The 26,959-nt window shown below is 66.9% G+C and carries 22 protein-coding genes; 6 read left to right on the top strand and 16 right to left on the bottom strand.

Going from position 1 to position 26,959, the window contains the following annotated elements:
- Positions 1-151 precede the first annotated feature (151 nt).
- The 7 genes from P1X14_RS09175 to P1X14_RS09145 all read right to left on the bottom strand — a co-directional run bounded on the left by P1X14_RS09175 (position 152) and on the right by P1X14_RS09145 (position 10,957).
- On the bottom strand, positions 152-2,098 hold the full coding sequence (locus P1X14_RS09175; protein WP_277315041.1) for an ATP-binding protein: 1,947 nt from the start codon (positions 2,096-2,098) through the stop codon (positions 152-154).
- A complete protein-coding gene (locus tag P1X14_RS09170) occupies positions 2,095-3,270 on the bottom strand; it encodes a DUF1176 domain-containing protein (RefSeq protein ID WP_277315040.1) in 1,176 nt (391 codons plus the stop codon). The genes P1X14_RS09175 and P1X14_RS09170 overlap by 4 nt, the downstream gene beginning before the upstream one ends.
- A complete protein-coding gene (locus P1X14_RS09165) occupies positions 3,201-4,160 on the bottom strand; it encodes a DUF1176 domain-containing protein (protein ID WP_277315039.1) in 960 nt (319 codons plus the stop codon). Before P1X14_RS09165 ends, P1X14_RS09170 begins: the two co-directional genes overlap by 70 nt.
- A gap of 110 nt (positions 4,161-4,270) precedes the next feature.
- Positions 4,271-8,713 (bottom strand): autotransporter-associated beta strand repeat-containing protein, encoded by a 4,443-nt coding sequence (locus P1X14_RS09160; RefSeq protein WP_277315038.1) that lies wholly within the window; start codon positions 8,711-8,713, stop codon positions 4,271-4,273.
- A 95-nt stretch (positions 8,714-8,808) separates the two neighbouring features.
- Positions 8,809-9,522 carry a response regulator transcription factor gene (locus P1X14_RS09155; protein ID WP_277315037.1) on the bottom strand — a complete coding sequence of 238 codons (714 nt, stop codon included), beginning with the start codon at positions 9,520-9,522 and terminating at the stop codon, positions 8,809-8,811.
- 19 nt (positions 9,523-9,541) lie between these two features.
- A complete protein-coding gene (locus P1X14_RS09150) occupies positions 9,542-10,126 on the bottom strand; it encodes a hypothetical protein (protein WP_277315036.1) in 585 nt (194 codons plus the stop codon).
- A gap of 84 nt (positions 10,127-10,210) precedes the next feature.
- Positions 10,211-10,957 carry an IclR family transcriptional regulator gene (locus P1X14_RS09145; protein ID WP_277315035.1) on the bottom strand — a complete coding sequence of 249 codons (747 nt, stop codon included), beginning with the start codon at positions 10,955-10,957 and terminating at the stop codon, positions 10,211-10,213.
- A gap of 86 nt (positions 10,958-11,043) precedes the next feature.
- Between P1X14_RS09145 and P1X14_RS09140 the strand changes: the two genes are divergently transcribed.
- From P1X14_RS09140 to dmpG, 3 genes are read left to right on the top strand one after another with little or no spacing between them, the layout of a single operon-like run.
- Positions 11,044-11,826, top strand: a complete 783-nt coding sequence (locus P1X14_RS09140; protein WP_277315034.1) for a fumarylacetoacetate hydrolase family protein — start codon at positions 11,044-11,046, stop codon at positions 11,824-11,826.
- A gap of 3 nt (positions 11,827-11,829) precedes the next feature.
- Positions 11,830-12,783 (top strand): acetaldehyde dehydrogenase (acetylating), encoded by a 954-nt coding sequence (locus P1X14_RS09135; RefSeq protein WP_277315033.1) that lies wholly within the window; start codon positions 11,830-11,832, stop codon positions 12,781-12,783.
- Positions 12,780-13,805: a 4-hydroxy-2-oxovalerate aldolase gene (gene dmpG, locus P1X14_RS09130; RefSeq protein WP_277315032.1), complete on the top strand. Its 1,026-nt coding sequence runs from the start codon at positions 12,780-12,782 to the stop codon at positions 13,803-13,805. The genes P1X14_RS09135 and dmpG overlap by 4 nt, the downstream gene beginning before the upstream one ends.
- On the opposite strand, the gene P1X14_RS09125 is transcribed toward dmpG, so the two are convergent.
- Entirely contained in the window at positions 13,806-14,756 is a 951-nt protein-coding gene (locus P1X14_RS09125) for a helix-turn-helix domain-containing protein (RefSeq protein WP_277315031.1), read from the bottom strand.
- A 191-nt stretch (positions 14,757-14,947) separates the two neighbouring features.
- Positions 14,948-15,439, bottom strand: coding sequence for a nuclear transport factor 2 family protein (locus P1X14_RS09120; RefSeq protein WP_277315030.1), 492 nt, complete (start codon positions 15,437-15,439; stop codon positions 14,948-14,950).
- An 86-nt stretch (positions 15,440-15,525) separates the two neighbouring features.
- On the opposite strand from P1X14_RS09120, the gene P1X14_RS09115 reads away from it, so the two are divergent.
- Positions 15,526-16,983, top strand: a complete 1,458-nt coding sequence (locus P1X14_RS09115; RefSeq protein WP_277315029.1) for a carotenoid oxygenase family protein — start codon at positions 15,526-15,528, stop codon at positions 16,981-16,983.
- 128 nt (positions 16,984-17,111) lie between these two features.
- Here the strand turns inward: P1X14_RS09115 and P1X14_RS09110 are convergent, their stop codons facing one another.
- Entirely contained in the window at positions 17,112-17,666 is a 555-nt protein-coding gene (locus P1X14_RS09110) for a DUF3237 domain-containing protein (protein ID WP_277315028.1), read from the bottom strand.
- Complete coding sequence (locus P1X14_RS09105) at positions 17,666-19,351, bottom strand: class I adenylate-forming enzyme family protein (RefSeq protein ID WP_277315027.1); 1,686 nt, start codon at positions 19,349-19,351, stop codon at positions 17,666-17,668. The genes P1X14_RS09110 and P1X14_RS09105 overlap by 1 nt, the downstream gene beginning before the upstream one ends.
- Before the next feature lie 91 nt (positions 19,352-19,442).
- Here P1X14_RS09105 and P1X14_RS09100 point away from each other — a divergent pair, with 91 nt between their 5' ends.
- A complete protein-coding gene (locus P1X14_RS09100; RefSeq protein WP_277315026.1) occupies positions 19,443-20,480 on the top strand; it encodes a hypothetical protein in 1,038 nt (345 codons plus the stop codon).
- On the top strand, positions 20,477-21,619 hold the full coding sequence (locus P1X14_RS09095; protein WP_277315025.1) for an acyl-CoA thiolase: 1,143 nt from the start codon (positions 20,477-20,479) through the stop codon (positions 21,617-21,619). Before P1X14_RS09100 ends, P1X14_RS09095 begins: the two co-directional genes overlap by 4 nt.
- Here P1X14_RS09095 and P1X14_RS09090 read toward each other — a convergent pair.
- From P1X14_RS09090 to P1X14_RS09070, 5 genes are read right to left on the bottom strand one after another with little or no spacing between them, the layout of a single operon-like run.
- Positions 21,616-22,398, bottom strand: coding sequence for a DUF1295 domain-containing protein (locus P1X14_RS09090; protein WP_277315024.1), 783 nt, complete (start codon positions 22,396-22,398; stop codon positions 21,616-21,618). The two genes, P1X14_RS09095 and P1X14_RS09090, sit on opposite strands and share 4 nt — an antisense overlap.
- Positions 22,395-24,176, bottom strand: coding sequence for an AMP-binding protein (locus P1X14_RS09085; RefSeq protein WP_277315023.1), 1,782 nt, complete (start codon positions 24,174-24,176; stop codon positions 22,395-22,397). Before P1X14_RS09085 ends, P1X14_RS09090 begins: the two co-directional genes overlap by 4 nt.
- Positions 24,173-25,402 (bottom strand): acetyl-CoA acetyltransferase, encoded by a 1,230-nt coding sequence (locus P1X14_RS09080; protein WP_277315022.1) that lies wholly within the window; start codon positions 25,400-25,402, stop codon positions 24,173-24,175. Before P1X14_RS09080 ends, P1X14_RS09085 begins: the two co-directional genes overlap by 4 nt.
- Positions 25,403-25,430: 28 nt before the next feature.
- Positions 25,431-26,135, bottom strand: a complete 705-nt coding sequence (locus P1X14_RS09075) for a VOC family protein (protein WP_277315021.1) — start codon at positions 26,133-26,135, stop codon at positions 25,431-25,433.
- Positions 26,136-26,146: 11 nt separating this feature from the next.
- Positions 26,147-26,950: a VOC family protein gene (locus tag P1X14_RS09070; RefSeq protein WP_277315020.1), complete on the bottom strand. Its 804-nt coding sequence runs from the start codon at positions 26,948-26,950 to the stop codon at positions 26,147-26,149.
- Positions 26,951-26,959 lie beyond the last annotated feature (9 nt).

Below are 26,959 nucleotides of genomic sequence, written 5' to 3'. Positions count from 1 at the left end.
CTGGGCCAGCGCAGGTTCGGCGGCGAGCAGGATCAGCGTCAGCGAGCATGCGGCACTGGACAGGGTCAGGGAAATGCGGGGCATGGCGGATTCCTTCCGCCACGATCATCGCCCGGTCCTGTCCCCTTACCTATCCCCGCAGATGGAGGGATTACTCGCCGTTCGCGGCAATCGCCTCGCGCGGCAGGATCAGCGACACGCGCGTGCCGCCGGGCCCCGATTCCACCGCCAGCCTGCCGCCGACCGCACCGGCACGCGTCTCCATGCTCTTCAGCCCGCGCCCACGCCGCACCGCCGCGCCGATCCCCTTGCCATTGTCGGCCACGCTGATCCGCAGCTCGTCCGCATCCGATGCCGTCTCCAGCCGGATCTCGCTCGCCCCGGAATGGCGCACTGCGTTGGTCACTGCCTCCTGCAGGATGCGCAGGATCTGGAGCGTCGCGCGGGGGCCGGGCGGTGCGATCCCGTCCTGCGCCTCGTCGAAGAAGTGGAACGCCATGCCGGCCGCTTCGATCTGCGGACGCACGCGATGCTCGAGCGAGCGGAGCGTCTCGACCAGGCTCTCCTCCGCCGTGTCCATCGAATCGACGATCAGACGCAGATCGGCGATGCTCGATTGCAGCCCAGCCTCGATCTGCGGCCCGGCAATCGCCCCGCCGCGCACCTGCATCATCAGCCCGAGCAACTGCCCGCCGATCCCGTCATGCATGTCGCGCACGATGCGCTGGCGCTCCTCCAGCATCACCTGACGGCGCAGCATCTGCTGCTGCGTCTCGTGCGTGCGGTCGAGCTCGGCCTCGCGCTGCGCCAGCCGTTCGGCCAGCACCCGGTTCGCGGTCATCACCGTGCGCCGCGCCTCGGTCGCCTCGCGCGCGGCGGACATGATCACGCCCAGACCGAGCAGGATGCCTGCAGGCGCCGCGATATAGAAGGTGAGCGGCAGGCCGGTCGCAAACGGCACGGTCAGTCCGAACGCCGAGTCCGCCGCATCGACCAGAAACGCCGTCATGCACAGCATCAGCGCGCCGCGCTCGATCAGGCGGCCGTCCGCAGATTGCGCGGCAGAGCGCGCCAGCACCAGCAGCGAACCCACGCCGACCAGCAGCGACGCGATCCCCACCGCCTGCGGCAGCCGCTTCATCAGATGCTGGGCCGAGGGTCCCATCGCCAGCCCCAGTCCGGTCGCGATCACCGTCCCCGCGATCAGCGCGATCCACAGCCAGCCGATCCCGCGCCGCCAGCGCGGATCGAGCTGTCCCTCGATCACCACATAGCGGCCGAACGCCATCAGCGCCGAGGTCTCGAGCAGATAATAGATGAAATAGGTGAAGAGGAACGGGATCTCGAACGGCGTCTGGAAGGTGATGAAATAGGTCCGCGCCATCCACAGCGCGAGCAAGGCGAGCAGCGCGCGCACGCGTGGCCGGTCCTCGGCGGGCCAGTTGACCACCATGCACAGCAGGATCGCGAACAGCAGGAAGGATACCGCGACCGTGGGCAGCGTCTTGCCGACCAGTTCGGCCGCCTTCACCGCGCGCGCCGCTTCCTCCGCCGGGCCGATCGAGAAGGGCGCCAGTGCGATGATCGCGCTCTGTGTCTCCACCAGCACCCGGATCTGGTTGCGCCCGGCCTTCAGCGCGCCCTTGGGCAACATGTAGAAGACCGCCTCGCCATCCGACGCCCCGCGCAGGGCATTGAGCGGCACGTTGGGCTGGAGCAGATGGCCGTTGACCTCGATCTCCTCCAGCCCCTGCGTGCTGGCGAGGAAGAAGGCGAGATCGTCCTGCGGCTGCGCCAGATCGAACGGGATCAGGAAGGCCGCGCGCGGGCTGCCGCGGCCGATCGGCGCATTGTAGATCGGATCGATGTCATAGGCCGCGCGCGCCGGGGCGCCGACCGGCTTTCCGGCTTCGTCGAGGCTCTGATATTCGACCCAGGGCCGCGCGGTCAGCGATGCCGGGCGCACCGCGGTCTCGCCCCAGCCGACCATCAGCCAGAACAGCAATTGCACGGCGACAAAGATCAGCGCCGCCGCGGCCCAGAGCCCCGCATCGCCCCGGATGCGGCCGATCCATCCCGCCGTCACGCCCGCCTTCACCGCCGGCCCTCTCCCCGTCGCGCCTGCGTCCGATAGGTGACCAGCCACCGTTCGGGCAGGATGCCGATACAGGCGCGCATCTCGCGCGCCTCGATCATTTCGAACCTGGAACCAGTCCATGCCCATTTGCGCTCCCACCCGCAATCGCCGCGGCTGGAATCGAAATAGCGCGCGGTGATTACGCCGGTCATGTGATCGAAGCTGCTCTCCGGCAGATAGGGGACGATCGACGGGCGGCCCTGTTCCGGCCGGGGCAGGTTGCGAACCTCGGGCACGCCGGTGCCTGGATCGATCAGCCAGAGCAGCGCATCGCTGCCGTTGAACACGCCGCAATCGACCGACCAGAGCTTATGGCCATTGGCGAGGTGATAGAGTTTCGCGGTCAGGGTGCGCGGATCGACACCGGTGCCGCAGATCCCGTCGCGCAACGATCGCAGCGCCGACATCTCGGCCGCCGTCTCGCGCCGTCCACCGGTACCGCGCACCGCCGCCGGCATGGGCAGCGGCTTGGGCGGATAGACCGCCGAGGCCGGGCGCGAGCCGCGCGCATAGATCGCCGTCACATTGTCGCGCCGCCCCTGCACCTCGTCGACAAAACGTAGCGCCGCCACCATGCCGCGCGTGGTGATCAGGCCGTGCATCGATCCATCGGAAAGCCGCGTGGCGGCGTGCGAGGAGCGGGCGCTCTCGGCGAGAAAGGCCGGCACGTCGCGCGGATCGACTTCGTCCAGTCCGGAGGGCGAAGCGATCAGCCGATAGGCGCGCCCGGTGCGGTCGCCATCGCCGTCATAATAGACATGGAGGGTCAGCTTGCGCGGTGCCGGACGGTCGGCCCACACGCGCCGGTCGACGAACAGGCGCGGCAGCTTGCCCGGCCCGGCCTCTCGCACCACGCGCAGCAGCGGCATCGCCAGATCGCCCGCATCACTTTCGCGAAGGCGCTGGGAATATTCCGCCGAGGCGCTGATCGCTTCGCAGCGGCGGCCATTGTCGCACGCGACCGACCAGTCGTCATATTCGCGCACTTCGGGCGCGGTCCATTCCTGGTCCCGCCCGAACAGGCCGATCGCCAGCGTCATCAGCAGCGTCTTGAGCATCGCCATCAGCCCAGCACCCGCCAGCGCCGCGCCGACCAGCGATCCGGCCAGAATTCGGATGGAATGCCGCGGCACATCGGCATCGATTGAACACGAACGCTCACAAATCCCTCGCTTTCCACCCAGCCCCAGCTGCGACGCTCGCCGCAATCCGTGCGGCCCTCCCTGCCCGTAGCGAGCGTGAGCATCGCCTCTTCAGGATCGAATGCAGCCACCCCGGCGGGCAGCCCTCCTGGCAGCAGGTCCGGGCCGATCGGCTGAACCGCGCCATCGCGTATCTCGACAAAAATGCGCGAGCGGCCGAGACATTGGACGATCCACATGCGATGCGCGCTGTCGAGCTGCCAGCCGAGCGACCCGCGATCCGCGACGCGCCCGCATGGCCTGTGCATGCCCGGTGGAAGCTCGCGATCGGGCCGCTGCCGCACGCGGTGAAACTCGAAATCGAAGCGTGGTCCCGAATCATCCGCCTCGGGCAGTTCGGGATGCCGTCGCTGCTCGCGCTCGATCCGGGCGAGCAGCGCGCGGATATCGCCGCGCGGCATGTCCGCGACATGCAGGCCGCTCGCGCTGATCACCGCACGGCCGGGCGCAGCGAGCAGGCCGAGGAAGCGCGAGACGCTGCGGTCGCGATCGACGAGGAAGTGGATGTCCGGCACGCCATAAGGCTCGAACTCCAGCCGCAGCGGCGGCGGCAGGCTGCGGGGATTGCCGGGAAAGAGCCGCAACTCGCGCCATGGTTCGCGGACGCCCTGGAATATGATCCGCACGCGATAGGTCGATCCCGGCACCGCGCTGCGATCGATCAGTACCAGCGCCCGCCCGTTGCGGCTGTCCGGCGCGATGCCGGTGATGCGGCAGGCGTTCCAGTTGTCGCACAGCAAATGCCAGTCGCCGCTGCGCATCTCGACAGCGTCGCGCGGCGGCGAGGCGCCCAGCATCAGCAGCGACAGGAGCACCAGCATCGCGCGCAGCAAAAAAGCGGGGTGGAGCGCCTCTGGCCTGGCACTCCACCCCATCCCCGCGATCATCTCAGGTGTGGAAAATGATCGCGGGGGACCTGAAGGCAAGGCCCTCAGAAGCCGATGCTCACGCCGACACGGCCTTCGTGGCGATCGGTCTGGCCGACCTGCCCCGAATAGCCCGCGCCGATCGTCACACGTTCGGAGACACGGTAATCGAGCCGCGCCGCGGCATAGCCCTGCACGCCGTCACGCGTGTCGCCGTGCAGCACGATACCTGCATTGCTGGCGGCGAAGGTCACCGGGATCGCCCGGTCGCCGGTCGCACCCAGATAACGCGCGCCCGCATCGAAGCGGAGATCGACACCGCCCGCAAAGCTGCGCTTCGCCGACAGGCCCGCCCGGCCCTCGAGCGTGGTCGTCTCGATATCGCCGACGGTCAGGCGCAGCGGGCTGGTGCCGCTTTCGGTGTACCCGTCCTGGCTCTGGCGGACGATGCTGCCACGGCCGCTGACGCCGAAGTCCCAGCCGCCCGCCGACCCGAGCCGGACGTCGCCCGACACCCAGCCGCCGATCAGCGACGAACTGGTCTCGCCGCTGACGCTGGCCGAGAAGCCGTTGAAGCTGACGTTGCGCAGCGTGTCCTGCTCGACCTTGCCCGCGACGACACCGGCCGAGAAGGATGCGCCATTGCCCGAATAGCCTAGCTGCACCGATCCGAGCAGGCTGTCCTGATCGCCTCCACCGCCATTGGCGCCGAGTTCGATATCGCCCTTCGCCCAGCCGCCCGAAACGCCGAACGACCAGCCATTGCCCGCAGGCACGATCAGCCCGCCGCTCAGGCCATGGCTGCGATGGCCATAGGAAAGCGTGGTGCCCGATGCGCTGCGATTGCCGTCGGCGCCGAAGCCCTGCAGCCACAGGCGCGTGCCTTGGCCCGAGCGCGGCGCATCGGCGACGGTATCAACGAAGCCGAACGCGGTGTCCGCCGCCGCGAAGGATTGCGCGTTGACCGTGGAGGGGCGGGCGGTGAGGACCGACGGCGCCATGATCGCGCTGTTGGTCAGGTAGATCACCGCCAGCGGCAGCTGTGCGCCGACCGTTTCCACGGTGGCGAAGGTGCCGGTGACGCCCCCCGCGGCAGTGAGGAAGGTGCCCCCCGACCCTTCCGCCGCGCCGATCGAGACGAAGCGCAGCGTCCCGCCATTGAGGGTCGCCGTGCCCGTCACATCGAGCTTGTCGATCCCCCCCGCGCCATCGAACTCGATCTCCAGCACCGATCCCGATCCATGGACATAATTGCCCTGCACGGTGAGCGTGCCGATGCTGTTGCCCGGCGCGACCGTGCCGTTGTTGGTAAGGGTGCCGACGATCCGGCCGGTGCCGTCCAGCGTCGCACCGGAGGCGACGGTGGCGTTGGTGGTGGCCACCGTATTGATCCGCACCCGGCCCGTCGCAACGCTCAGCGACCCGACCGAGAAGGGATTGGAGAAGGTCAGCATCCCCGTGCCCAGCTTGTTGAAGCTTCCCGCGCCGGACAGCGCGTTGGCGAAGGTCAGGTTGCTGGTCGCGGTATAGTTCAACTGCGCACCCGATCCGATCGTGACAGTGCCGCTGCCCAGCGGCGCATTGCCGGTCACACTGACCGACCCGGCCTGGATGTCGATCCCACCGCTATGGGAGTTGACGCCGGTCAGAACCGCGTTTCCGCCCGCGGTCTTGATGATCTGCCCGCCGCCGGTGACGTTGTTGGCGAGCGTGATGTCGCCGATCCCCAGGATCGCGCCCAGCTGCACGAGAACGGTGCCCGACCCGAGGGCGCCGCCGTCGTTCAGTCCCAGCCGGCCCGCATTGATCACGGTGCCGCCGGTGAAGCTGTTCGCGTTCTGCATCACCAGCGTGCCGCTGCCATTCTTGGTCACGGCGCCCGCGCCGCTGATCGCGACGCTGCTGGTTTGGGTGGTCGAGATATCGAACACCAGCTGCGTGTCCGCCGCGGTGCTGACCGGACCGCCGCCCAGTGCCGCCACGCTGTTCACGATCACCCGGCCGCCGGTGATGTCGATGCCGCCGGTGAGCGAGGTTCCGGTCAGGGTCAGGTCGCCGACATTCGATTTGCGCAGCTTGCCCGATCCCGATGCGTTCACGGCAAGCGTGGCCGAACCCGCGATCGAGAGGTCGAGGAAGGCGCCGTTATAGACCGAGATCGGCCCCGTCCCGAGCGCCGACACATCGGTCACGCGAATCGCGCCCGCGAAAATATCGGTCCCGCCCGAATAGCTGTTCGTGCCGGTCACCAGCAATGTGCCGATGCCGCTCTTCTGCAGGCGGCCCTGACCGGTGATGGTGTTGCCCAGCGTGGTGCTGCCACTGGTGTTGACGTCGAGGAAGGCGCCGCTGTCGAGATTGACCGTCGCGGTGCCGATATTCGCGCCGCTGGCGACGCGCAGCGTGCCCGAACGGACATCGACATTGCCGGTCAGGCTGTTGGTGCCGGTCAGGTCGAGCACGCCGTTGCCGCGCTTTTCGAACGTGCCCGAGCCGGTCAGCGTCGCGACGACGATCTCGTTGTTGGGATTGTCGAATTCGAGCAGCGTACCACCGCCGCCCAGATTGACGGTGCCGGCACCCAGCGACTGGCCGGTCTGGGCGTAGAGATAGGCATTGGCCGATGCGAGGTTGATCGTGCCGGTAAAGCCCGAATTGTCGCCATAGAGCGCGGCGCCGCCCGGCGTATCGATCAGGATAGTACCGGCGCCGGAGATGTTGTTGCTGACCGACGGGCTGCTGAAATTATTGCCCAGCGCCAGCGTCGCGCCCGCATCGACGCGGATCTGCCCGGTGCCCGCAGCGTCGCCGCTGGCCAGTCGCAGCGTGCCCGCGCGCACCGCGGTACCGCCGGCCCAGCTGTTGATCCCGCCAAGCTCGAGCTCGCCGGTCCCTTCCTTGATGAAGCCGCCATTGCCCGAGAGGAACGGTGTCGCCAGCACCAGGGGCGCGGCGCCATTATAGTTCAGGATCAGGAACGAATTACTGTTGGCAACGACGACCGGCCCGGTGCCCAGCCGCGCGAGATCGTCGACCCGGATACCGCCGGCGTTGATCACCGTGCCGCCGCTATAATTGTTGTTGCCGGTCAGCGTGGCGATGCCCGCACCACTCTTCGAAACCCCGCCCTGCCCGGTGATGTCGTTCGAGAAGGTCTGGTCGGTCGCAAAATTGAGATCGAACGTCGCGCCCGGCCCGACCGTGACGGTCGAGCTGCTCACCGCGTTCGTGTTGGTGATCGACAGGATACCGCCCTGCACGAAGGTGCCGCCGGCATAGCTGTTGTTGCCCGAAAGCACGCCGGTGCCGGGACCCACCTTCGTCACCGTGCCGCTGCCGCCGATATTGTTGCCGACGGTGACGCCGGTGAGCTCGAGCGATCCGTTGGTGGTGATCGTGCCGGTGCCGAACGCGTTGTTCGACGCGATGGTCGCGGTGCCGCTGCTCAGCAGGAAGCTGCCGGTGAAGCCGGTCCCGTTTCCGGTATAGGTAACCGCCTGTCCGTCCTGCTGGATCGTGCCGGGTCCGGTGATGCTGTGGCCAAAGCTCGCCGGGCCGGTGAGATCGAGCAGCAGCCGCGAGTTGAACCCCAGCTGGATGAACGAGTTCGACTGCCCCAGCGCCGACAGGCTGGAGACCGAAGTGGTCCCGGCACCAAGCTGGACCTGCGAATAGTCGCCCGAGCCGTTCAGGATCCGCGTGTTGCCCGCACCCGGCGTGACATAGAGTTGCTCGATATTGATCGAGCTGTAGTTGCTGGTGCCGCCTCCGGCGATGAACAGGCGGTCGTTGCCGTTACCGCCATCGAACAGCAGATTGTTGCCGGTCCCGCCGCCGATCACCGCGCCCGCGATCAGGCTGATATCGTCATCGCCGTCGCCGGCGTTGATCAGCAGCCCGTTGGGCGCGGCGTTGAGCGTGCCGTGGATATTGAAGGTCTGCGAACTCGATCCTCCGGTCAGCAAATAGGCGCCGCCATTGTTGCCGGTGGCCGAAAGCGTCCCCAGCAGCGAGAAGGTCGAATATTGGCCGGGGGCGTTCGACAGGACGATGTTGCCTGGCGCCGCAGTGACGGTCGCGCCCGCCAGAATCCGGATATAGCCACTATCGCCGGTCACCGTCGCGCTGAGATTGGTCGCGCTCGATCCGTTGGCGAAGATGATCTGGCCGCCCAGACCGGTCGTGACGAAGCTGAGGTTGTTCGACGAGCTGCCCCCGGCGAAGTTCAGCGAATTGAGATAGCCGTTCAGCGTGACGCTGCTGTTGTCGAGCGTCGCGCCGGGCTGGACATGGACTTCGACGGAGTCGGCGTTCGAGACGATGGTCTTGCCGCTATTGGCCGCGGTGCAGGAAACGGTGGTGCCGTTGGCGGTGATGTTGCCGATCGGCTCGGTCACCGGAGTGGGATCGCAATCGGCCCAGGCCGGTGTCGCGGCGACGAGCGACAGGAACGACGCGGTCGCGAACAAAGCCAGCTTGCGCTGCGAACGGTTGCGATACTGAAACACGGCTATCCCCTCGAATTTGGTTCGGCGGGGAAGGTCTCACGGGCGATGGTGCGGACGGTATCCCCCCATGCGAGGGGGGTTCGCCGCGCAGCGTCTCAGGACCGGTCGAGCGTGATCAGCTTTGCCTGCACGGCTTCGTACACCGCCTCGCCGCGCGAGCGTACCTGAAGCTTGCGATAGATGCCCTGGATATATTCGGCGACGGTATAGGGCGAGATGCCCATCACCCGCGCGGCTTCCTTGCGGCCGAGCCCGCGCGCGAGATATTCGAGCAGCTCGCGTTCGCGCGGCGAAAGCTGCGGCGTATCGATGGCCGGATCGGGTTCCGGCGGATCGTCGCGGACCAAGCTGAGCAGATGGCTGGCGGCGCGCGAGCTGATCGGGGTCTCGCCCGCGATCGTCGCGCGGACATGCGCCAGCAACTGCTCGGGCGAGGTGTCCTTCAGGATATAGCCGTCGGCGCCGGCCTTCAGCGTGTTGATCACGCTCGCGCGGTCCTCGAACACGGTGAAGACCAGGATCTTGCAGCCGGGCACGTCGCGCCGCAGCGCGGTCAGCACCTCGATCCCGCTGCCATCGGGCATGCCGAGATCGAGCAGGGCGAGGTCGGGCGCCAGCGCCACAAGCGCCAGCGCATCGGCGACGCATTCGGCCTGCCCGACGACTTCGATGTCGGAGGCCCCTGCCAGCACCGATCCGGCATAGGCGAGCAACGACGCGTCGTCCTCGACCAAGACGATCTTCGCCCGCGCCGGCTCCTGCTCGTCCGCGCCGTTCGCGCCGTTCGCCATATCCGGATCAATGCGCATTTCGGGGGCCAAAGTCCAATCAGCCTGCCTTGCCGATCCTGCGGCCGAGCAGCCACAGGACGATCGCAAGGAAAACGAGTCCACCGATCCAGGGATAGTAACCGGCGGGGGTGAAGGAATTGATCTCCTCGACCAGCACCGGCGAGTCCGGATTCCACGGCACATTGGCGACGACCACGGTCGCGCCGACCTGCGCCTTGTCATAGGTCCCCCGCGACACGCGCGAGATGCCGAACGCCTTGCCGTCCTCCACCGGATCGCCGGTCCTGGCCGGAACCGGCGGAAGCGCGGCCTCGCCCGCCTTGCCGCTGGCGAAATCCGCGAAGGTGACGGTGGACTTCTTGTCGAAGCGGAACTGGAGGAACTGGACCTCACTGGTGGTCGTGGTGCCGCTGGTGCGGCGGCGCGTGCCGGGCATGCGCCGCTCGATCTCCTCGATATTCTTCGATTCGATGATCGCGCGCGAGACATGGCCCTGGGTCTTCAGCTTGTCATAGAGGCTCACATCCTCCTGCATCCGCATGAAGGCGATGAACGCGCCGATCAGCGCCAGAAGCGCCATCAGCTTGACGACGAAGCCCCACAATTTCCCAGCCTTGCGCATGTCTCTCTCCAGAAAAGCGGCAGCGTGGCTTTTCCCAGAAGGCTGGTGCGGAGGGCATCCCCTCGCATGAGGGGGAAAGGGCCATCAGCCGAAGGCGGCGCGTTCGATTGCGTCAGCAGTTTCGCGAAGCGCGGGCAGCAGCCGTTCGTGCGGCACCCGCGCCGGATCGCCCTCGATCTGCGATACGGAAATCGCGGCGGGCACCCGCGCCTCGGGATTGCGGACCGGAACCGCGAGGCAGATCAGTCCCTCGTCGATCTCGCCATCGTCGATCGCAAAGCCCTGTGCCCGCACCTTCGCGAGCTCGCCGGCGAGCTCGCCGGGATCGACGATGGTGCGCGGGGTCAGCGGCACGAACGGCCCGTTCGCCAGATAACCGCTCCGCTCGCCCCCGGGCAGATGCGCGAGCAGCACCTTGCCGATCGCCGAGCAATAGGCCTCGAGCTGCATGCCCACCCGGGTGAACAGCCCATCGGCGCCACTGCCGGTCTTGATGCGATAGGTGACCATCTCGTTTTCGAACGTGCCGAGCTGGACGGTGCAGCGCAGGTCGCGAGCCAGTTCATCGAGCAGCGGTGCCGCGACGCTGGCGATCACCTGCTTCTCGTCCAGCCGGTGCAGCAGGCCGAGCAGGCGCGGGCCGGGGAGATGGCGGCCATCGCCCGACAGCGCCAGATAGCCCTCCCCCACCAACGTCGCGACCTGCCGGTGCGCCGTCGCCACCGGCACGCCGTTCGCTCGCGCCAGCGCCGCGATGCTCTGCCGCCCGCCATCGGCAATGACCGCTTCCAGCATCGCCAGCGTGCGGCTGGTCGCCCTGATCTGCGGCACCCCGTTTCTCATATCGTGAGAAGATACGACGATGCTGCGCTGGTGCCAAGCGGCGGAAGATCCTAGCCAAGGCGCAGGAGAGATACATGACCCGGACCAGCCACGAGACGCTCGCCAGCCGCTTGCGCGATGCTTATTCCACCGGTGCAGTACCGCCGTTGCGCGACGGGCTGGACCCGCTCGATGTGGACGGCGCCTATGCGGTGCAGACGATCAACACCCGCTTCTGGGAAGCGCAGGGCCGCCGCATCGTCGGGCGCAAGGCAGGGCTGACCGCCAAGGCGGTGCAGGTCCAGCTCGGCGTCGACCAGCCCGATTTCGGCGCGCTGTTCGAAGACATGCAGGTCGCGGACGGCGGCTTTCTGGACCCCGCGCGCGCGCTCCAGCCCAAGGCCGAGGCGGAGATCGCCTTCACCTTGGGCACCGATCTTCCCGATCCGGAGACCGATGCGGAACAGGCCGCGGCCGCGATCCGCAGCGTCCATGCCGCGATCGAGATCGTCGACAGCCGCATCGCCGACTGGAAGATCAGCTTCGCCGATACCGTCGCTGACAATGGCTCCTCCGCCTTTTTCGTACTGGGCGAGGGCAAGCCGCTGGCGGGGCTCGACATCTACAGCGCCGGGATGGTGATGGAGATCGACGGCGCCATCGCCTCGCTCGGCGTTGCTGCCGCCGCGCTCGGCAATCCGCTCAACGCCGCGGCATGGCTGGCGCGAACCCTCGCGGCGCGCGGCGAGCCGCTAAAGGCGGGCGATGTGCTGCTGGCCGGGGCGCTGGGGCCGATGGTCGCGCTGACCCCGGGCAATCATGTCCGCGCGATCGTCGGCGGGATCGGTGAGGCCAGCTTCACCTACGCGAAGGGCTGAACCATGACGAAGACCCGCGTCGCGATCATCGGCTCCGGCAATATCGGCACCGATCTGATGATGAAGATCATGCGCCTGTCGGACGTGCTGGAGATGGGCGCGTTCGTCGGCATCGATCCCGAGAGCGACGGGCTGAAGCGTGCCGCGCGGATGGGCGTGCCGGTGGTCGCCAACGGCGTGGACGGGCTGGTCGAACTGGATGGCTTTGCCGATATCGGGATCGTGTTCGACGCCACTTCGGCGGGCGCGCACAAGCACAATGATGCGCTGATGCGCCGCCACGGCAAGCGGGTGATCGACCTGACCCCCGCCGCCGTCGGCCCCTATACGATCCCGCCGGTGAACGGCGACGCGAACCTCGACGCGCCCAACGTCAACATGGTCACCTGTGGCGGACAGGCGACCATCCCCATCGTCGCCGCGATCAATCGCGTGGCGAAGGTGCATTATGGCGAGATCGTCGCCTCGATCGCGTCGAAGAGCGCCGGACCCGGCACCCGCGCCAATATCGACGAGTTCACCGAGACCACCAGCCAGGCCATCGTGGATGTCGGCGGCGCGACCCGCGGCAAGGCGATCATCGTGCTGAACCCCGCCGAGCCGCCGCTGATCATGCGCGACACCGTCTATTGCCTGTGCGACGAGGCCGACCGCGATGCCATCCGTCAGAGCGTCGAGGCGATGGTTGCCGAAGTGCAGACCTATGTCCCCGGATACCGGCTGAAACAGGCGGTGCAGTTCGAATCGATCGGCGGCAACCGGCCGCTGCACATCCCGGAAATGGCGGAAACCGGGCGGACCGACTTCACCGGCCTGAAGGTCACCGTCTTCCTCGAGGTGGAGGGCGCCGCCCACTATCTGCCCGCCTATGCCGGCAATCTCGACATCATGACCTCGGCCGCGCTCCGCACCGCGGAGAAGATCGCCGCCCGCATGCATCAGGGGGCAGCCGCATGACCTTCGATCCCGCCACCACCAAGCTCTATATCCAGGACGTCACGCTGCGTGACGGCATGCACGCGATCCGCCACCAATATGGCCTCGATCATGTGCAGGCGATCGCCAGGGCGCTCGACCGGGCGAAGGTGGACGCCATCGAAGTCGCGCATGGCGACGGGTTGCAGGGATCGTCGTTCAACTATGGCTTCGGCGCGCATAGCGACTGGGACTGGATCGGCGCGGTCGCCGAGGTGCTGGAGCATAGCGTGCTCACCACCTTGCTGCTGCCCGGCATCGGCACCGTCCACGACCTGAAGCATGCCTATGAAATGGGCGTCCGCTCGGTCCGCATCGCGACCCATTGCACCGAAGCCGACGTCTCGAAACAGCATATCGAAGCCGCGCGCGGGCTGGGCATGGACGTGTCGGGCTTCCTGATGATGAGCCATATGTCGCCGCCCGATGCGCTGGCGCAGCAGGCGAAGCTGATGGAGGAATATGGCGCGCACTGCGTCTATGTGACCGACAGCGGCGGCGCGATGACGATGGACGATTATGCCGCGCGGCTTCAGGCCTATGACCGGGTACTCAAGCCCGAGACGCAACGCGGCGTGCATGCCCATCACAATCTGTCGCTCGGCGTCGCCAACTCGATCGTCGCGGTCCAGAATGGCGCGGTGCGCGTCGATGCCTCGCTGACCGGCATGGGCGCGGGCGCGGGCAATGCGCCGCTGGAAGTTTTCATCGCCGCGGCGGACCGGCATGGCTGGAACCATGGCTGCGATCTCTATGCGCTGATGGACGCGGCCGAGGATCTGGTGCGCCCGTTGCAGGACCGGCCGGTGCGGGTCGACCGCGAGACGCTGACCCTGGGCTATGCCGGCGTCTATTCCAGCTTCCTGCGCCATGCCGAGAAAGCCGCGGCGGACCATGGCGTCGATACCCGCGCGATCCTCACCGAAGTCGGCCGCCGCAAGATGGTGGGCGGGCAGGAGGATATGATCGTCGACGTCGCGCTCGATCTCGCCGGATCGCGCTGATCACTCCGCGGCAGCGGACTCGATATCATCGGTGCCGTCGGTTTCCTCGATATGGAAGGTCACGTCCTGCGCGTGGAGCGGCTCGCGGCATTCCGAACAGCTCACCATCGCATCCAGCTCATGCCCGCAGCTCTTGTGCGTCAGCAGCAGCGGCGGACCCTCGGGCGAGGCATAATATTTGTCGCCCCATTGCATCAGCATCAGCAGCGCGGGGTAATAGTCCACACCCTTGCGGCGCAGCTTGTATTCGTATCGCGGCGGATTGGTCTCGTACTGGACCTGCCGGATCACCCCGAAATTGGTGAGCCAGGCAAGGCGCTCGGCCAGAATGTTGGTCGCGATCGCGGTGTCGCGGCGGATATCGTCGAAGCGGATGATGCCGGTGAAGATCGACCGCATGATCAGGCTGGCCCAGCGGTCGCCGAGCAACTGCGCCGCGGATTCGAACAAGGCCGTGCCTTCGCTGCTGTCGCGCTGCTGGCGGCGGCGGCTGTAGAAGGGCGCCATCCAGCCCACGCCCGGCCCCTCACACCATTCGACCAGGGTCGCGTCGACCTCACCCTTGCAATGCGAGCAGGCGGGAAGCGGCGTGAAGCGCTGGCCGCATTTCTTGTGCGTCAGCTCGACGCGCATCTTGCCTTCGCCGTCGCCCCACATCAGCTCCCAGCGCAACAGCATCAGCGCCGGCCAGTAAAGCGCGCGGCCCTTTTCCAGCAGGACATATTCGTCGCGCGGCGGGCTTTCGCTGTAGCGGCGCTTCTCCAGCACCTTGGCCGCAACCAGCCGCTTCAGCCGATCGCTGAGCAGCGCCTTGAGCAGGCCGGTGCGGCGGCGGAACTGGTCGAACCGGCGGTCGCCGAGCAGGCTCGCCTCGAGGATCAGTAGCGTCGGCGTATCGCCCACCACCTCGAGCGCGCGCCAGATGGAACAGGTGCGGATTAGGTTCTGCACGTCAATATCGCCCGCTCATCGCACCCCTATAGCGCGCATGGCACGATCCGCGAAAGCCAAGGCTCGTTCGATCCACTTGCGTGGATGCGGCACCGGCCCGCTCCCCCACCCGGCCTCCCATAGCATATCCTGTTGGGTGGTCGGGTGGGGGAGCGGGCCGGTGCCGCCATTCAGCGAAGCCGAATGCAACCTCAATGATCCCCCGGCGAGACGCCCATCTGCGCCAGCAACTGCGCGCGGTCGTAATATTCGCGCCAGACCTTCACCTTGCCATTCTCGATCTCGAGCACGCCGACCACCGGCACCTTGCCGTGATGGCCGTTATAGACGAACTCGTCGGTCCGCTCGATCACCACGACATCGCCGACGATGCCGATATTGTGGATGTGCAGCGTGATCGAATCGATCCCCGCGCCCAGCGCCTCGATCCGCGCCGCGATCTGCGCGCGCCCGGTGACCGGCTCGATCATCATCGAATGCAGCACGCCGTCTTCGGCGAACAGATCGCCCACCTTCTTCCAGTCGCGCACGTTCCAGGCGTGGATCATCTCCTCGACGACGACGATGCGGGGGTCCTTGGCCACTTCACTCTCCTGTGCTGGAATATGGGCGGATGCTGCGGGACCCGCGGCGATGGGCGTCACGATCAGGGCGGTCATGGCCAACAGGGTCCCGATATGCATTTCGCGTTCCTCTCGCGTACTAACTTGCACAAACAAACCTTCCGCGCTAGCCCGGCAATGAAGAGTGTTTCGGAGAGGGGTATCTCATGAAGGTCGAGCGACTGCCGGCGATCCGTTCGTCGCTACAGCCGAGCAACCACCCCTATCTGTCCGGCGCATGGACGCCGCAGATGGAGGAAGTCGACGCGATCGAACTCGACGTGATCGAGGGTGCGATTCCCGCGGACATCGACGGCGTCTATCTGCGCAATACCGAGAACCAGATCCACCAGCCGCTGGGCCGTCATCACCCCTTCGACGGCGACGGGATGATCCACCAGATCGACTTCCGCGGCGGTCAGGCATCCTACCGCAACCGCTTCGTGCGCACCCGCTGCTTCGACGCGGAGCAGCGCGCGGGCCAGTCGCTATGGGGCGGGCTGATGGACGGGCCGGGCGTGTCGACGCGGCCGGGCTTCGGCGCGCACGGGCGGCTGAAGGATTCCTCCAGCACTGACATCATCGTCCATGCGGGCAAGGCGATCTCGACCTTCTACCAGTGCGGCGAAGGCTATGTCCTCGATCCCGAAACGCTGGAGCAGACCGGCGTCGCCCCTTGGGTGCCGCTTGACGGCATCTCGGCGCATCCCAAGGTGGACGACCGCACCGGCGAGCTGATGTTCTTCAACTACTCGAAGCACGCGCCCTATATGCATTACGGCGTGGTCGATCATTCGGGGAAGCTGGTCACCTACACGCCGGTGCCGCTGCCCGGGCCGCGCCTGCCGCACGACATGTGCTTTTCGGAGAACTGGTCGATCCTCAACGACCTGCCGGTATTCTGGGACCAGAAGCTGCTCGAACGCGATATCCATGCGGTGCGCATGCACGACCTGCCCTCGCGCTTTGCCCTGATCCCGCGCCATGGCGGCGAAGCGGATATCCGCTGGTTCGACGCGAAGCCCACCTACATTCTCCATTTCCTCAACGCCTATGAGGATGGCGACGAAGTGGTGATGGACGGCTATTTCCAGGAAAACCCGATGCCAGAGCCGCTCGCCGACATGGGCGAGCATGGTCATCTGATGGGCTATCTCGACGAGCACAGCTTCCGCCCCAAGCTCCACCGCTGGCGTTTCAACCTCGCGACGGGCGAGACGAAGGAAGGCCATCTCGACGATCGCATCCTCGAATTCGGGATGTTCAATCAGGCCTATGCCGGCCGCCCTTATCGCTATGCGTACAGCACGACGACGCGGCCCGGCTGGTTCCTGTTCAACGGCTTCGTGAAGCATGATCTGGAAACCGGCGAGAGCTGGTCGCTCAAGCTGGAGGAAGGCCGCTACGCCAGCGAAGCGCCGTTCGCGCCGCGGGTGGACGCGAAGGACGAGGATGACGGCTATCTGGTCAGCTTCATCATCGACGAAAATCGCGGCACATCGGAATGCGTGCTGATCGATTGCAAGCGGTTCGAGGAAGGCCCGGTCTGCCGCATCGCGCTGCCGCACAAGATCAGCAGTGGGACGCACGCGCATTGGGTTGGGCGGGAATTGCTGCGTTCCTAAATCCTCTCCCGCAAGGGGGAGGTGACGCCGAAGGCGGCGGAGGGGGCGGAATCACTAAAGATAGCGGATCGCTTACCTCCCCCTCCGTCAGCTGCGCTGACACCTCCCCCTTGCGGGGGAGGATTGGGTCAAAGCACCAGATACGTCCGGATCACCACTTTGTCCGGCAGCCTCGCGCCCACGCACACGAACATATTCTCGTTCAGCCAGCGATGCGCCGCGGCGCCGGTGTCGAACACCGGGTTGGTCCGGAAATAATAGTCTGCGGGCGGCACGATCTCGCCCGCCATCATCTTCTTCATCACCTCGGGCGGGGCGCGGCGCACGCCGTTGTTCTTTACCGAGATCACCGCGCCGTCATCGGCCTTCAGCCAGTAATGCGCGAACACCCGGGTCAGCCCGTCCTCGGGCCGGATATCCTGCCAGTCGGCGCCGCCATGCATCACCGCGCCCTTGATCTTCTCGCCGGAAAAACTGCCGCCGGTGATCGGGATGATCCGCTTGCGCACGCCGTCGACCACACCCAGCTCCTGCGGCGGCCCGAGCGTCACCTCGAGCTGGAAGGCGAAAGCGAGGCTCGGCTCGGGCAGCGCCATCGGGTCGCTCGCCCCCGCGATCGCCGGAGCCGCACCGCCCGCCGCCAGCGCCGCCGCGCCGACTCCGATTGCTTCCCGTCGGCTCATCACTTCGTATCTCCCTGCATCGCGGCCAGCACGGTCTCGCGCAAATTGCTGCGTACGATCTTGTTCATCGCGTTTCGCGGCAGGGCGTCAAGCACCACCAGCCGTTCGGGCTGCTTGAAGACCGCCACGTCACGAAGGCGCAGCCATGCGGTGACGTCTGCCAGGGACGGCGCATCGCCCTGCGGTACCACCGCCACCGCAACGCGTTCGCCCAGCACAGGATCGGGGATACCCACCACCGCCGCCTCACGCACCGAAGGCATGCCGGTCAGCAGATCGTCCAGTTCGGCGGGAGAGATGTTGACCCCGCCGCGCATGATGATCTCCTTGCTGCGCCCAACGAAGCGATAGAAGCGCCCGCCCTCGCCCGCGATCTCGAACAGGTCGCCGGTGCGGAACCAGCCCCGCTCATCGAACGCCGCCGCCGGGTCCTCCGCGCGCCAGTACCCGCTGAACAGGAACGCCCCGTCGACCCGCAATTCACCCGCAATACCCGGCTCGGTGATCTCCGCCTCGGTCGCCGGATCGACCAGCCGCGAGCGCATCACCCGGTGCATTAGGCATGGCCATTCCACCCCCTCGCCGCCCAGCCGCGGGAAGAAGCGCGCGCGCTCCTCCGGATCGGGCACATCGACATGATTGGAGAAGAGCGACGCGCCTTCGTTCGATCCGAACATGTTGCACACTTCCACCCCATGCCCGTCGCGCCAGCCCGAGATCAGCCACGGCGACAGCGGCGCCGATCCCGATCCCACCGCGCGCAGCGAGGACAGGTCGGCATCGGCCAGCATCGCGGGCTGTTTGAGCAGGGCGGTCAGAACCGCGGGCGGCGCGATGGTATAGTTCACGCGCTCCGCCGCGATCTGGCGCAGGAACACGCCGAGATCGAACGGGTGGTGCAACACCAGCGTCCCCTGAATCGTCAGCCACGGCATCACCAACCCGCCGATCGATCCGATATTCACCAGCGGGAACGGGTTGAGCAACGTCTCGCCCGGCCGCATGTCGCCAGCCTCGGCCACCAGCTTTCCATTGAGCACCCAATGATTGTGATCGCGCGGCACGCCCTTGGGCCGCGCCTCGGTGCCCGAGGTCCAGCAGATCGTCAGCACCTCGCCCGCCGCGACCTTATGCTGCGCAGCATAGGCCTCGGCCGACAGCGGATCGGCAGCGCGGGCGAGCGCCAGCAAATCCTCCGCGCCCGCCGCTTCGCCCAGCACCAGCACGCGCATGCCCAGCCGGGCGACCATCGCGACATGATCGTGCCCCGCGAACATCGGCACCGTCACGAATGCCTTGGGCTGCGTCCGCTCGACGATATGCCCCAGCTCATGCTCGCGATATTGCATCACCACCGGGCTGACGATCAGCCCTATGCGCGCGGCGGCGAGAAACAGGATCACCGCGTCCACCGTGTTGGGAAGCTGGACCGCGACGATGTCGTCCTTGACCAGTCCCGCCGCGAGCAGCCCCGCCGCCATCCGCCCGACCCGCGCGTCCAGCGCGCGCCAGCTCAGCCGTTCGGGCGCAACGCCGTCCAGATCGGCGCGATTGAGCGGATCGACCAGCGCCAGGCCGTCGACGCCGCCGGCGACGGCACGGCGGAACAGGGCGTCGACCGTGATCCCCTCCCACCAGCCGCGCGATTCGTAATCGGCGATGCGCTCCGCAGGGGTCAGGAACACGGCTCTCTCCTCATTTCGCTAGTGACTTGCATAAATAGACTGACACGCTCGCGCAATCGCCCTATGCGGGATTCGCAAAGGGGAGGAAGTGATGATCCGCGTCATCCAATGGGCCACCGGCTCGATGGGCAGAACCGCGCTGCGGCGTATCATCGATTCCCCCGGCCTCGAACTGGCCGGGGTCCATGTCTATAGCCCGGCCAAATCAGGCATGGACGCTGGCGCCATCGCGCGGCGGCCCGATACCGGTATCCTCGCCACCAACGATATCGAGGCGACGCTGGCAACCGACGCCGATGTTGTGCTGCACACGCCGCGCATCACCTTGCCCTATGATGCGATGGCGGAGGACGTGATCCGCCTGCTCGAATCGGGCAAGAATGTCGTTTCCACCGCAGGCTTCCACTGGCCGCATGCACATGGCGCCGCCTATGCCGAGCGGCTTCATGCCGCGGCGATCCGGGGCGGCGTGACCTTGGCGGGCGTGGGTGTGCAGCCCGGCGTCGTGGTCGAGCGGCTGACCCTTGCCGCCACCGCCATGTGCGCCAGCATCGAGACGATCGAGATCCGCGAAACGGTCGACGCTTCGGCGATGGCCTCGCCCGAATTCGTGTTCGGGCTGATGGGCCTCGGCTCCGATCCCGCCGTCTCCGATATCCGCACCGGACCGCTGGCCGCGCTCTATTCGACCTTGTTCAGCGAAGTGCTGCACTTCTCCGCTGACGCGATGGGCAGCCATGTCGAGCGGATCGATCCGCACCACGACCTGGTGCTCGCCCCGCGCGAGATCGTCATCCCCGCGGGTACCATCGCGCAGGGCCGGGTCGCCGCGACCCATTGGCGCTGGACCGCGCATTTGGCCAATGGCGTGGCGATGACGCTCGCGATCCTGTGGACCGCCGATCCCAGCCTGCATGGCGACGGCACCACGGGTCACTGGATCGTCGACATCACCGGCCGCCCCAATGTGCGCATGACGCTCGACATCCATGAAGGCGATCCTACCGCCCCGCCCAGCCGCGCGCTGACCGACGCGACCATGGCCGTCGCGATCCGCGCCATCCCCGATGTGGTCGCCGCACCGCCGGGCCTGTTCGCCTATCAGCCGCAGGGCGTGTGGCAGGCATGAAGGCGCTGATCCTCGATGCCGTCCGCACTCCGCGCGGCAAGGCGAAGAAGGATGGCGGTCTCGCGGCCGAGACTCCAGAGGGCCTGATCGCGCACCTCGTCGATGCGCTCGACGCGCGCGGTCGCGATCCGCGCAGTGCCGGGCTGATGACCATCGGCAGCGTCGGGCAAATCGGCGCGCAGGGCGGGCATATCGCGATGATCGCCAAGCTCGCCGCGGGCATGCCGCCCGAAACTGCCGCGCACAGCCTCAACAATTTCTGCGCCTCGGGTCTTTCCGCCATCGGTCAGGCCGCGGCGATGATCGACGCGGGCGTGACGGATCGCGCGCTCGCCGGCGGCGTCGAGATGATGTCGCGCGTGCCCTTCATGGCCGATCAGGCCGATTATTACACGGCCACCAGCCTGCCGCCGCGACTGCGCTACATTCCCGTGGCGCTCGCGGCGGACCTTCTGGCGGTGAAGGAAGGGATCACCCGCGCCGAACTGGATGCCGCCGCGCTCACCTCACAGACCCGCGCGCTGGCCGCCGAGGATCGCCCCGCCTTGCTCGCCTCGCGCATTCCGGCGGGCAAGCTCACCCGCGACGAAGCCCCGCGCGCGACCGATCCCGGCAAGCTCGCCGCCATGCCCGCCGCCTTCACCGCCTTCGCCGACCAGTATCGCGCGGCGCTCGACGGCGCGGAGATCGACCATCGCCACAGCGTCGCCCATGCCCCGCCCATGGCCGATGGCGCGGGCCTCGCGCTGATCGGCCATGGCGAACGCCCCCGCGCCCGCATCCTTGGTTTCGCCGAGACCGGCGGCGATGCGCGCGACTCGCTCCTCGCGGGTTTCACCGCGATGGATCTTGCGCTCGCCCGCGCCGGCCTGACCCTCGCAAATATGGACCGGGTGGAGTTCATGGAGGCCTTCGCGGTGGTGATCGCAAAGTTCCTCCGCGACCGGCTGGTCGATCCGGATCGCGTCAATGTCGGCGGCGGCCACATTGCCAAGGGTCACCCGATGGGCGCCACCGGGGCGATACTGCTGTCGACACTGCTCGATGCGCTGGACGAAGCCGACGGCACCTACGGCCTCGTCGTTGCGACCGGCGCGCAGGGGGTCGGCGTAGCGATGGTTGTCGAGCGGTTGAACTAGGTGCGCGGCACCCACGGCACGAAGCCCGAGGTCCGCCGCACATAATCGGCATAGCCCGGCCGCGTTTTGTGCAGCCGGCCCTCCACGGTCGGCGCACCGCTCCACTTCATAAGCGTCCAGGTGAGCAGCAGCGGTCCGGGTAACGCCCAGATGCCCGTCGGTGTCTCCGCCGCGATCAGGTACAGCCCCCACCAGGTACAGGCGTCGCCGAAATAATTGGGGTGCCGCGTGTAGCGCCACAGGCCGGACTGCATCACCTGCCCCGCATTGGCCTGATCGCGACGGAAGCGGACCAGTTGCGCGTCGCCAATGGTCTCAAAGGCGATCCCGAACACCGCTAGCCCGGCGCCGATCCATGCCAGCAATCCCAGCCCCGGCGCAGCATCGGCCTGCCCCAGTTGCACCGGCAGCGCGACGATGAACAGCAACGGCATCTGGGTCGCGAACACCAGCAGCAGCGAGGCCTTGGCGAAGCCCCAGCCGCGCCGCGCCTCCGCCTTGCCCAGCATCGCGGCATAGCGCCGATCGGTCCCATGCGTCCGCCACCGCCACAGCATGTATCCGCCCAGCCGCAGCCCCCATGCTGCGCACAATAAAAGCAGCAACAGCTTGCGTTCGCGCAGGCCGCCGGTCTGCACGAAACTGGAAATCGCCAGCACGACCATCCCGAAAGCCCACAGGCTGTCGACCGGCGTCACGTCGCGCAACTTCAGGCAGACCAGCCAGGCGGCCAGGAAGAACCCGGCCAGCACCGCGGCGTTGACCGCCAGCCAGCTCAAACCGCGCGCACCCCGTCGCCCGGCAAGGCCGCGTACAGCCGCTCCAGATCGTCCGGCCGGTTGTCGAGCACCGCGCGGCGATTGATCGTGCCCTTGTCCGACATCTCGTTCGCGCCGGGATTGGGCGGCCGGTCGAACAGCGCCACGCGGCGCACGGTCGCCGATCCGCCGCGCTGCTGCGAATTGAACACGCGCAATTGCTCGGCCACCAGATCGAGCAGGTCGTCCGGCGCATCGGGCTTGGGCCATGCCAGCACGCCCAGACAATCGCGATTGTCGTCGCACAGCACCAGCTCGCCGACATGCGGCGCCAGCGCCTTCAGCAACGCCTCACGCAGCTGCCCGCCATAGACCCATGTCCCGTTGGAGAGCTTGAACTCCTCGGCCAGCCGCCCGGCGAAGGCCAGCCCGGCCTCGGGCTGCGCATCGTCATGGAACACCGCCAGATCGCCGGTGCGGTAATAGCCTTCCTCGTCGAACGCTTGCGCCGTCTTCGCCGGTTCGTCGAGATAGCCCCGCGTCACGTTCGGCCCGCGCAGGCGGACTTCGTAGCGATCGTCATGCGGCACCAATTTCACTTCCAGCCCCGGCGCGGGCAGGCCGATACCCACCTTGTCGGTCGGGAAATGGATCGTCATGCAACCCGAAACGCTCTCGGTCATGCCGTATCCGGTGGTCATGTGGATGCGGTGCCCGGTCTCCGCGACCGCCATTTGCTGCAGCCGGTCATGGACATGCTGCGGCAGGCCGGCACCGCCATAGAGCATCAGCCGCAGCTTCGAGAAATAGGTCGCGCGCAGCACCGCGTCCTGCTCCATCGCATCGACCAGCATCGCATAGCCCAGCGGCACATTGTTGACATACGCCACCGGAATCTCGCGCATGTTGCGGAGACTCTCCTCGAACAGCCCGGGCATCGGTTTTCCACCATCGACATAGATGGTGCCACCGTTCAGCAGGGTCGCGCGGAGCAGCCCGGCGCCCGCGGCATGATGCCACGGCAGCCAGTCGAGCATCATGTCACCCCAGCCCGCCGCGCGGCCGATCGACATCAACCCCTGCGCGCTGTTCGCCGCGAAATTGGCGAGGCTGATCTCGACCAGCTTGGGCAGCCCGGTCGAACCCGAGGTCAGCATGTACGACGCAACCGCATCCGGATCGATCGCGTCGATCGATCCCGCCACCGCGTCGGTCGGCTCAGTCGCAAGCACCTCCTCCAGCGCCACCGCGTCGCGATTGTAGAGCGACGGATCGGCGGCGATGATCGTCACCTCCGGCCCCGCCACGGCCGCGACCGCCGCAGCCAGCGCCGGATGCGGATCGGCAAAGACAACCGCCGGATCAGTCTTCGCGAACACATGGCGAAGCCGCAGCAATTCGCCGCCAGCCAGCCCGTAAGCCGGACCCACCGGACACAGGATCACGCCAGCGCCCCATGCCGCCACGGTCAACACCGCCGCAGCACGGCCATTGCCGGCCATCAGGATCATGGTGCGTCCGCGCGGCACATGGTCGATCAGCCACTGCGTCGCCGCATCAATCTCGCGCTTGAGCTGGTCATAGCGAAGATGGACCCACTCCCCCTCCGCCCCACGCCACGCGACCGCGCTCTTGTCGCCCATCGCCAGCGCCCGCGCAGCAATCGCCCGCGGCAGGTTCGCGTCGCCCACGTCGAGCGGCACGCGCGACTTCAACCGGATCGTGCCATCGCCATCGCGCTGCACATCGAGATCGACCGGAAGGAACTCGGCTTCGCGGAACGGCGCGGCTTCGCTCATGCCGCTTCGCTCGTCACGATCAGGCTGACGGTGGTGGTGGTCGATCCGCCGATGTTCAGCGTCTGCACGGTCTTCGCGCCATCGACCTGATAGTCGCCCGCGGTGCCGCTCACCTGCTTGTACGCGTCCAGTGCCATCCGCACGCCGGTCGCGCCGACCGGATGCCCAAGCCCGATCAGACCGCCCGAAGGATTGATCGGCAGCTTGCCCCCGATCTCGATATCGCCCGCCTCGATCGCCTTCCAGCTTTCGCCCGGCGCGGTCAGGCCCAGATGGTCGATCGCCATATATTCGGTCATCGCGAAACAGTCGTGCGTCTCGACCGCGTGGATCTGCGACAGGTCGCCAACACCCGCCCGCTCGCGCGCTTCCAGGATCGCCCGGCGCACCTGCGGGAAGACATATTCAGCACCTTCGCTCGCGGCGATCTTCTGCTTGTACGAGATCGGCGCGGAGCGATGCCCCCAACCCGAAATCCGCGGAAGGCTCTCCAGCGCGATCCCGCGCTTCGCCGCATATTCCGCAGCACGCGCAGGCGAAGCGAGGAACACCACCGCCGCGCCATCGGTCACCTGTCCGCAATCCATCTTGCGGGTACGGCCCTCGACCACCGGGTTGGCTTCGTCGTCTTCGGTGAATGCATTCTCCGCAAATGCCCATCCGCGCGACTGGGCGTTGGGGTTGCGCTTCGCATTGCCGAAATTCACTTCGGAGATGCGCATCAGATGCTCGTACTTCACGCCGTAGCGGCGGTCATATTCCTCGGCGACATCGGAAAAGGCGCGCGGCCACACATAGCGCGCATCGCCGTACTCATGCCCCGCCCATGCCGCCGCGCCCAGATGCTGCGCAGCAATCTGCCCCGGCACGTTGCGCATCTGCTCCAGCCCGAGCACGCACGCCAGATCGTACCGGCCCGCCTCGATCTCGGCCATCGCCGCCAGGATCGCCACGCTGCCCGATGCGCAGGCCGCCTCGTGCCGCGAGGTCGGCAGCCCGTCGAACGCGCTATCGACCAGCCCGAAAAACCCGCCCAGCAGACCCTGCCCCGCAAACAGGTCGCCGACGAAATTCCCGACATGGCCGCATTCGACCTCCGCCGGATCGAGCCGGGTCGCGGCAAGGCCCTCGTTCAGCGCTTCGGCGAAGCCGTCGACGATCTCCATCCCATCGCGCGCCCAGTTGCGCGAGAAATCGCTCTGCCAGCCGCCCAGCACATAGACCATTGCCGCACTCCGTCCTCTCCCCGCCGGTTCAGACCAGCCGGAATTCCATATTGCAGATCGTGGCGGTCTTGCCTGCCGACTTGCGATCGATCGCCTTGAAATCGAGCGCAGTCAGGCCGGTGCGCCCGGTCGCGCGGCGGAAGCGCACCGTCTTGTCGACGAACTTCACGTCGCTGCCCGAGACCGGCGACAGGAACAGCCGCCCGATCTGTGCCGCGATCTCGGCCGGGGGGGCGGCATCGACCGAAACCTCGGCCGCGACGATCTCCGACGCAGCTGCGCTCTTCTCGTACTTGCGGCCGACGGGGTCGCCCCACCAGCCATTGGGCAGCGAGTATTGATAGGTCTCGAAATGCGTGCCGAAACGCTTCGGATCGAACTGGATCATGTCCTGACCGCGGAACTGCATGTCGCGCGTCAGGCGCAATTTTTCGGCCGTCGAACGCGCGCGGAACGCCTCGGCGTCGAAAGTCTGCAGCACGATCATATAGCCGCCTTCGCCGCCATGTTCCTTGAACCAGCGATGCAGGCGATGATCGGGCTTCACCGGCTGGACGAATTCGAACATCGTCTGGCCGATCATCATCATCTCGTTCCGGAAGCCCAGGATCGCGCCCATATCGTGGCGATGCCCCTGCGGCACTTTCAGGAACGACTGGATCTGCGCCGACACCGCGTCGATGTCGGGGCTGGCCAGCACATAGTGGCGGATGACGTGAGGTTTCTCGCTCATGCTCATAACCCTCAAACCAGCCGGAACTTGACGCCGCCGATACGCGCCCAGTCGCCCACGCGCGCCGGCTCGCGCGCCTTGAGGTCGAGCGCGGTAAGGCCACGCCACTGGCCCTTGGACTCGACGAAGCTGACGGTGCGATCGGTGAAGTGGACCTTGGTCCCCTCCTGACGCCCCAGGAACAGCCGCGCCGCCTGCGCCGCGATGGCCTCCGGATTCTCGACCGCGACTTCGCATCCGATCACGTCGGATACGACGCGCGCATCCGAATAGGGACCGGTCAGCGGGTTGCCCCACCAATTGTCCTCGGGCGTATATTTGTAGAGTTCGAAATGCGTGCCGAAATGCTTGTAATCGAACTGGATCATGTGCTGGCCCATGAACGGCATGTCGCGGGTCAGCTTGAGGTTCTCGGCCGCCGCACGGGCCTTCAGCGCATCGGCGTCATAGGTCTGCATCACGACCATGTATCCGCCGTCGCCGCCCCGCTCGTCGAACCATTTGTTGAGGTGGTGATCGGCATTCACCGGTTGGACGACTTCGATCATCGTCGTGCCGACGCGCATCATGGTCGAGTAGAAGCCGTATTTCTCGGTGACGCCCGGCCCTTCCTTCTTGGGCGTCGCGGGCAGGCCCAGCACTTCGTAGATCTGGTCGCACACGAAGTTCATGTCGTGCGTCGCCAGCACATAGTGGCGCACCCGGCTGGGCCGCTCGGCGATTGCGCCCAGCGCCGGGCCGGCGGCGGCCATGCCCGCCGCCGCCGTCGCACCGAGCAGGGTCCGCCTCGTCATCGCAAAATCCTTGTCCAGCATGTCACCCTC

The organism is Sphingomonas sp. AOB5 (assembly GCF_029433115.1).
Classification (GTDB): Bacteria; Pseudomonadota; Alphaproteobacteria; order Sphingomonadales; family Sphingomonadaceae; genus Sphingomonas.
The sequence above is the reverse complement of the archived record's forward strand: the minus strand, read 5'-3'. Positions and strand labels throughout refer to the sequence as shown.

What these genes read in the sequence shown, in the direction of transcription:
- P1X14_RS09075 (WP_277315021.1), bottom strand. Translation starts at nt 26,135, where the DNA reads ATGAGCGAGAAACCTCACGTCATCCGCCACTATGTGCTGGCCAGCCCC.
- P1X14_RS09110 (WP_277315028.1), bottom strand. Translation starts at nt 17,666, where the DNA reads ATGAGCCGACGGGAAGCAATCGGAGTCGGCGCGGCGGCGCTGGCGGCG.
- P1X14_RS09165 (WP_277315039.1), bottom strand. Translation starts at nt 4,160, where the DNA reads ATGCTGGTGCTCCTGTCGCTGCTGATGCTGGGCGCCTCGCCGCCGCGC.
- P1X14_RS09080 (WP_277315022.1), bottom strand. Translation starts at nt 25,402, where the DNA reads ATGGTCTATGTGCTGGGCGGCTGGCAGAGCGATTTCTCGCGCAACTGG.
- P1X14_RS09150 (WP_277315036.1), bottom strand. Translation starts at nt 10,126, where the DNA reads ATGCGCAAGGCTGGGAAATTGTGGGGCTTCGTCGTCAAGCTGATGGCG.
- P1X14_RS09070 (WP_277315020.1), bottom strand. Translation starts at nt 26,950, where the DNA reads ATGCTGGACAAGGATTTTGCGATGACGAGGCGGACCCTGCTCGGTGCG.
- dmpG (WP_277315032.1), top strand. Translation starts at nt 12,780, where the DNA reads ATGACCTTCGATCCCGCCACCACCAAGCTCTATATCCAGGACGTCACG.
- P1X14_RS09085 (WP_277315023.1), bottom strand. Translation starts at nt 24,176, where the DNA reads ATGAGCGAAGCCGCGCCGTTCCGCGAAGCCGAGTTCCTTCCGGTCGAT.
- P1X14_RS09135 (WP_277315033.1), top strand. Translation starts at nt 11,830, where the DNA reads ATGACGAAGACCCGCGTCGCGATCATCGGCTCCGGCAATATCGGCACC.
- P1X14_RS09100 (WP_277315026.1), top strand. Translation starts at nt 19,443, where the DNA reads ATGATCCGCGTCATCCAATGGGCCACCGGCTCGATGGGCAGAACCGCG.
- P1X14_RS09155 (WP_277315037.1), bottom strand. Translation starts at nt 9,522, where the DNA reads ATGCGCATTGATCCGGATATGGCGAACGGCGCGAACGGCGCGGACGAG.
- P1X14_RS09140 (WP_277315034.1), top strand. Translation starts at nt 11,044, where the DNA reads ATGACCCGGACCAGCCACGAGACGCTCGCCAGCCGCTTGCGCGATGCT.
- P1X14_RS09120 (WP_277315030.1), bottom strand. Translation starts at nt 15,439, where the DNA reads ATGCATATCGGGACCCTGTTGGCCATGACCGCCCTGATCGTGACGCCC.
- P1X14_RS09115 (WP_277315029.1), top strand. Translation starts at nt 15,526, where the DNA reads ATGAAGGTCGAGCGACTGCCGGCGATCCGTTCGTCGCTACAGCCGAGC.
- P1X14_RS09095 (WP_277315025.1), top strand. Translation starts at nt 20,477, where the DNA reads ATGAAGGCGCTGATCCTCGATGCCGTCCGCACTCCGCGCGGCAAGGCG.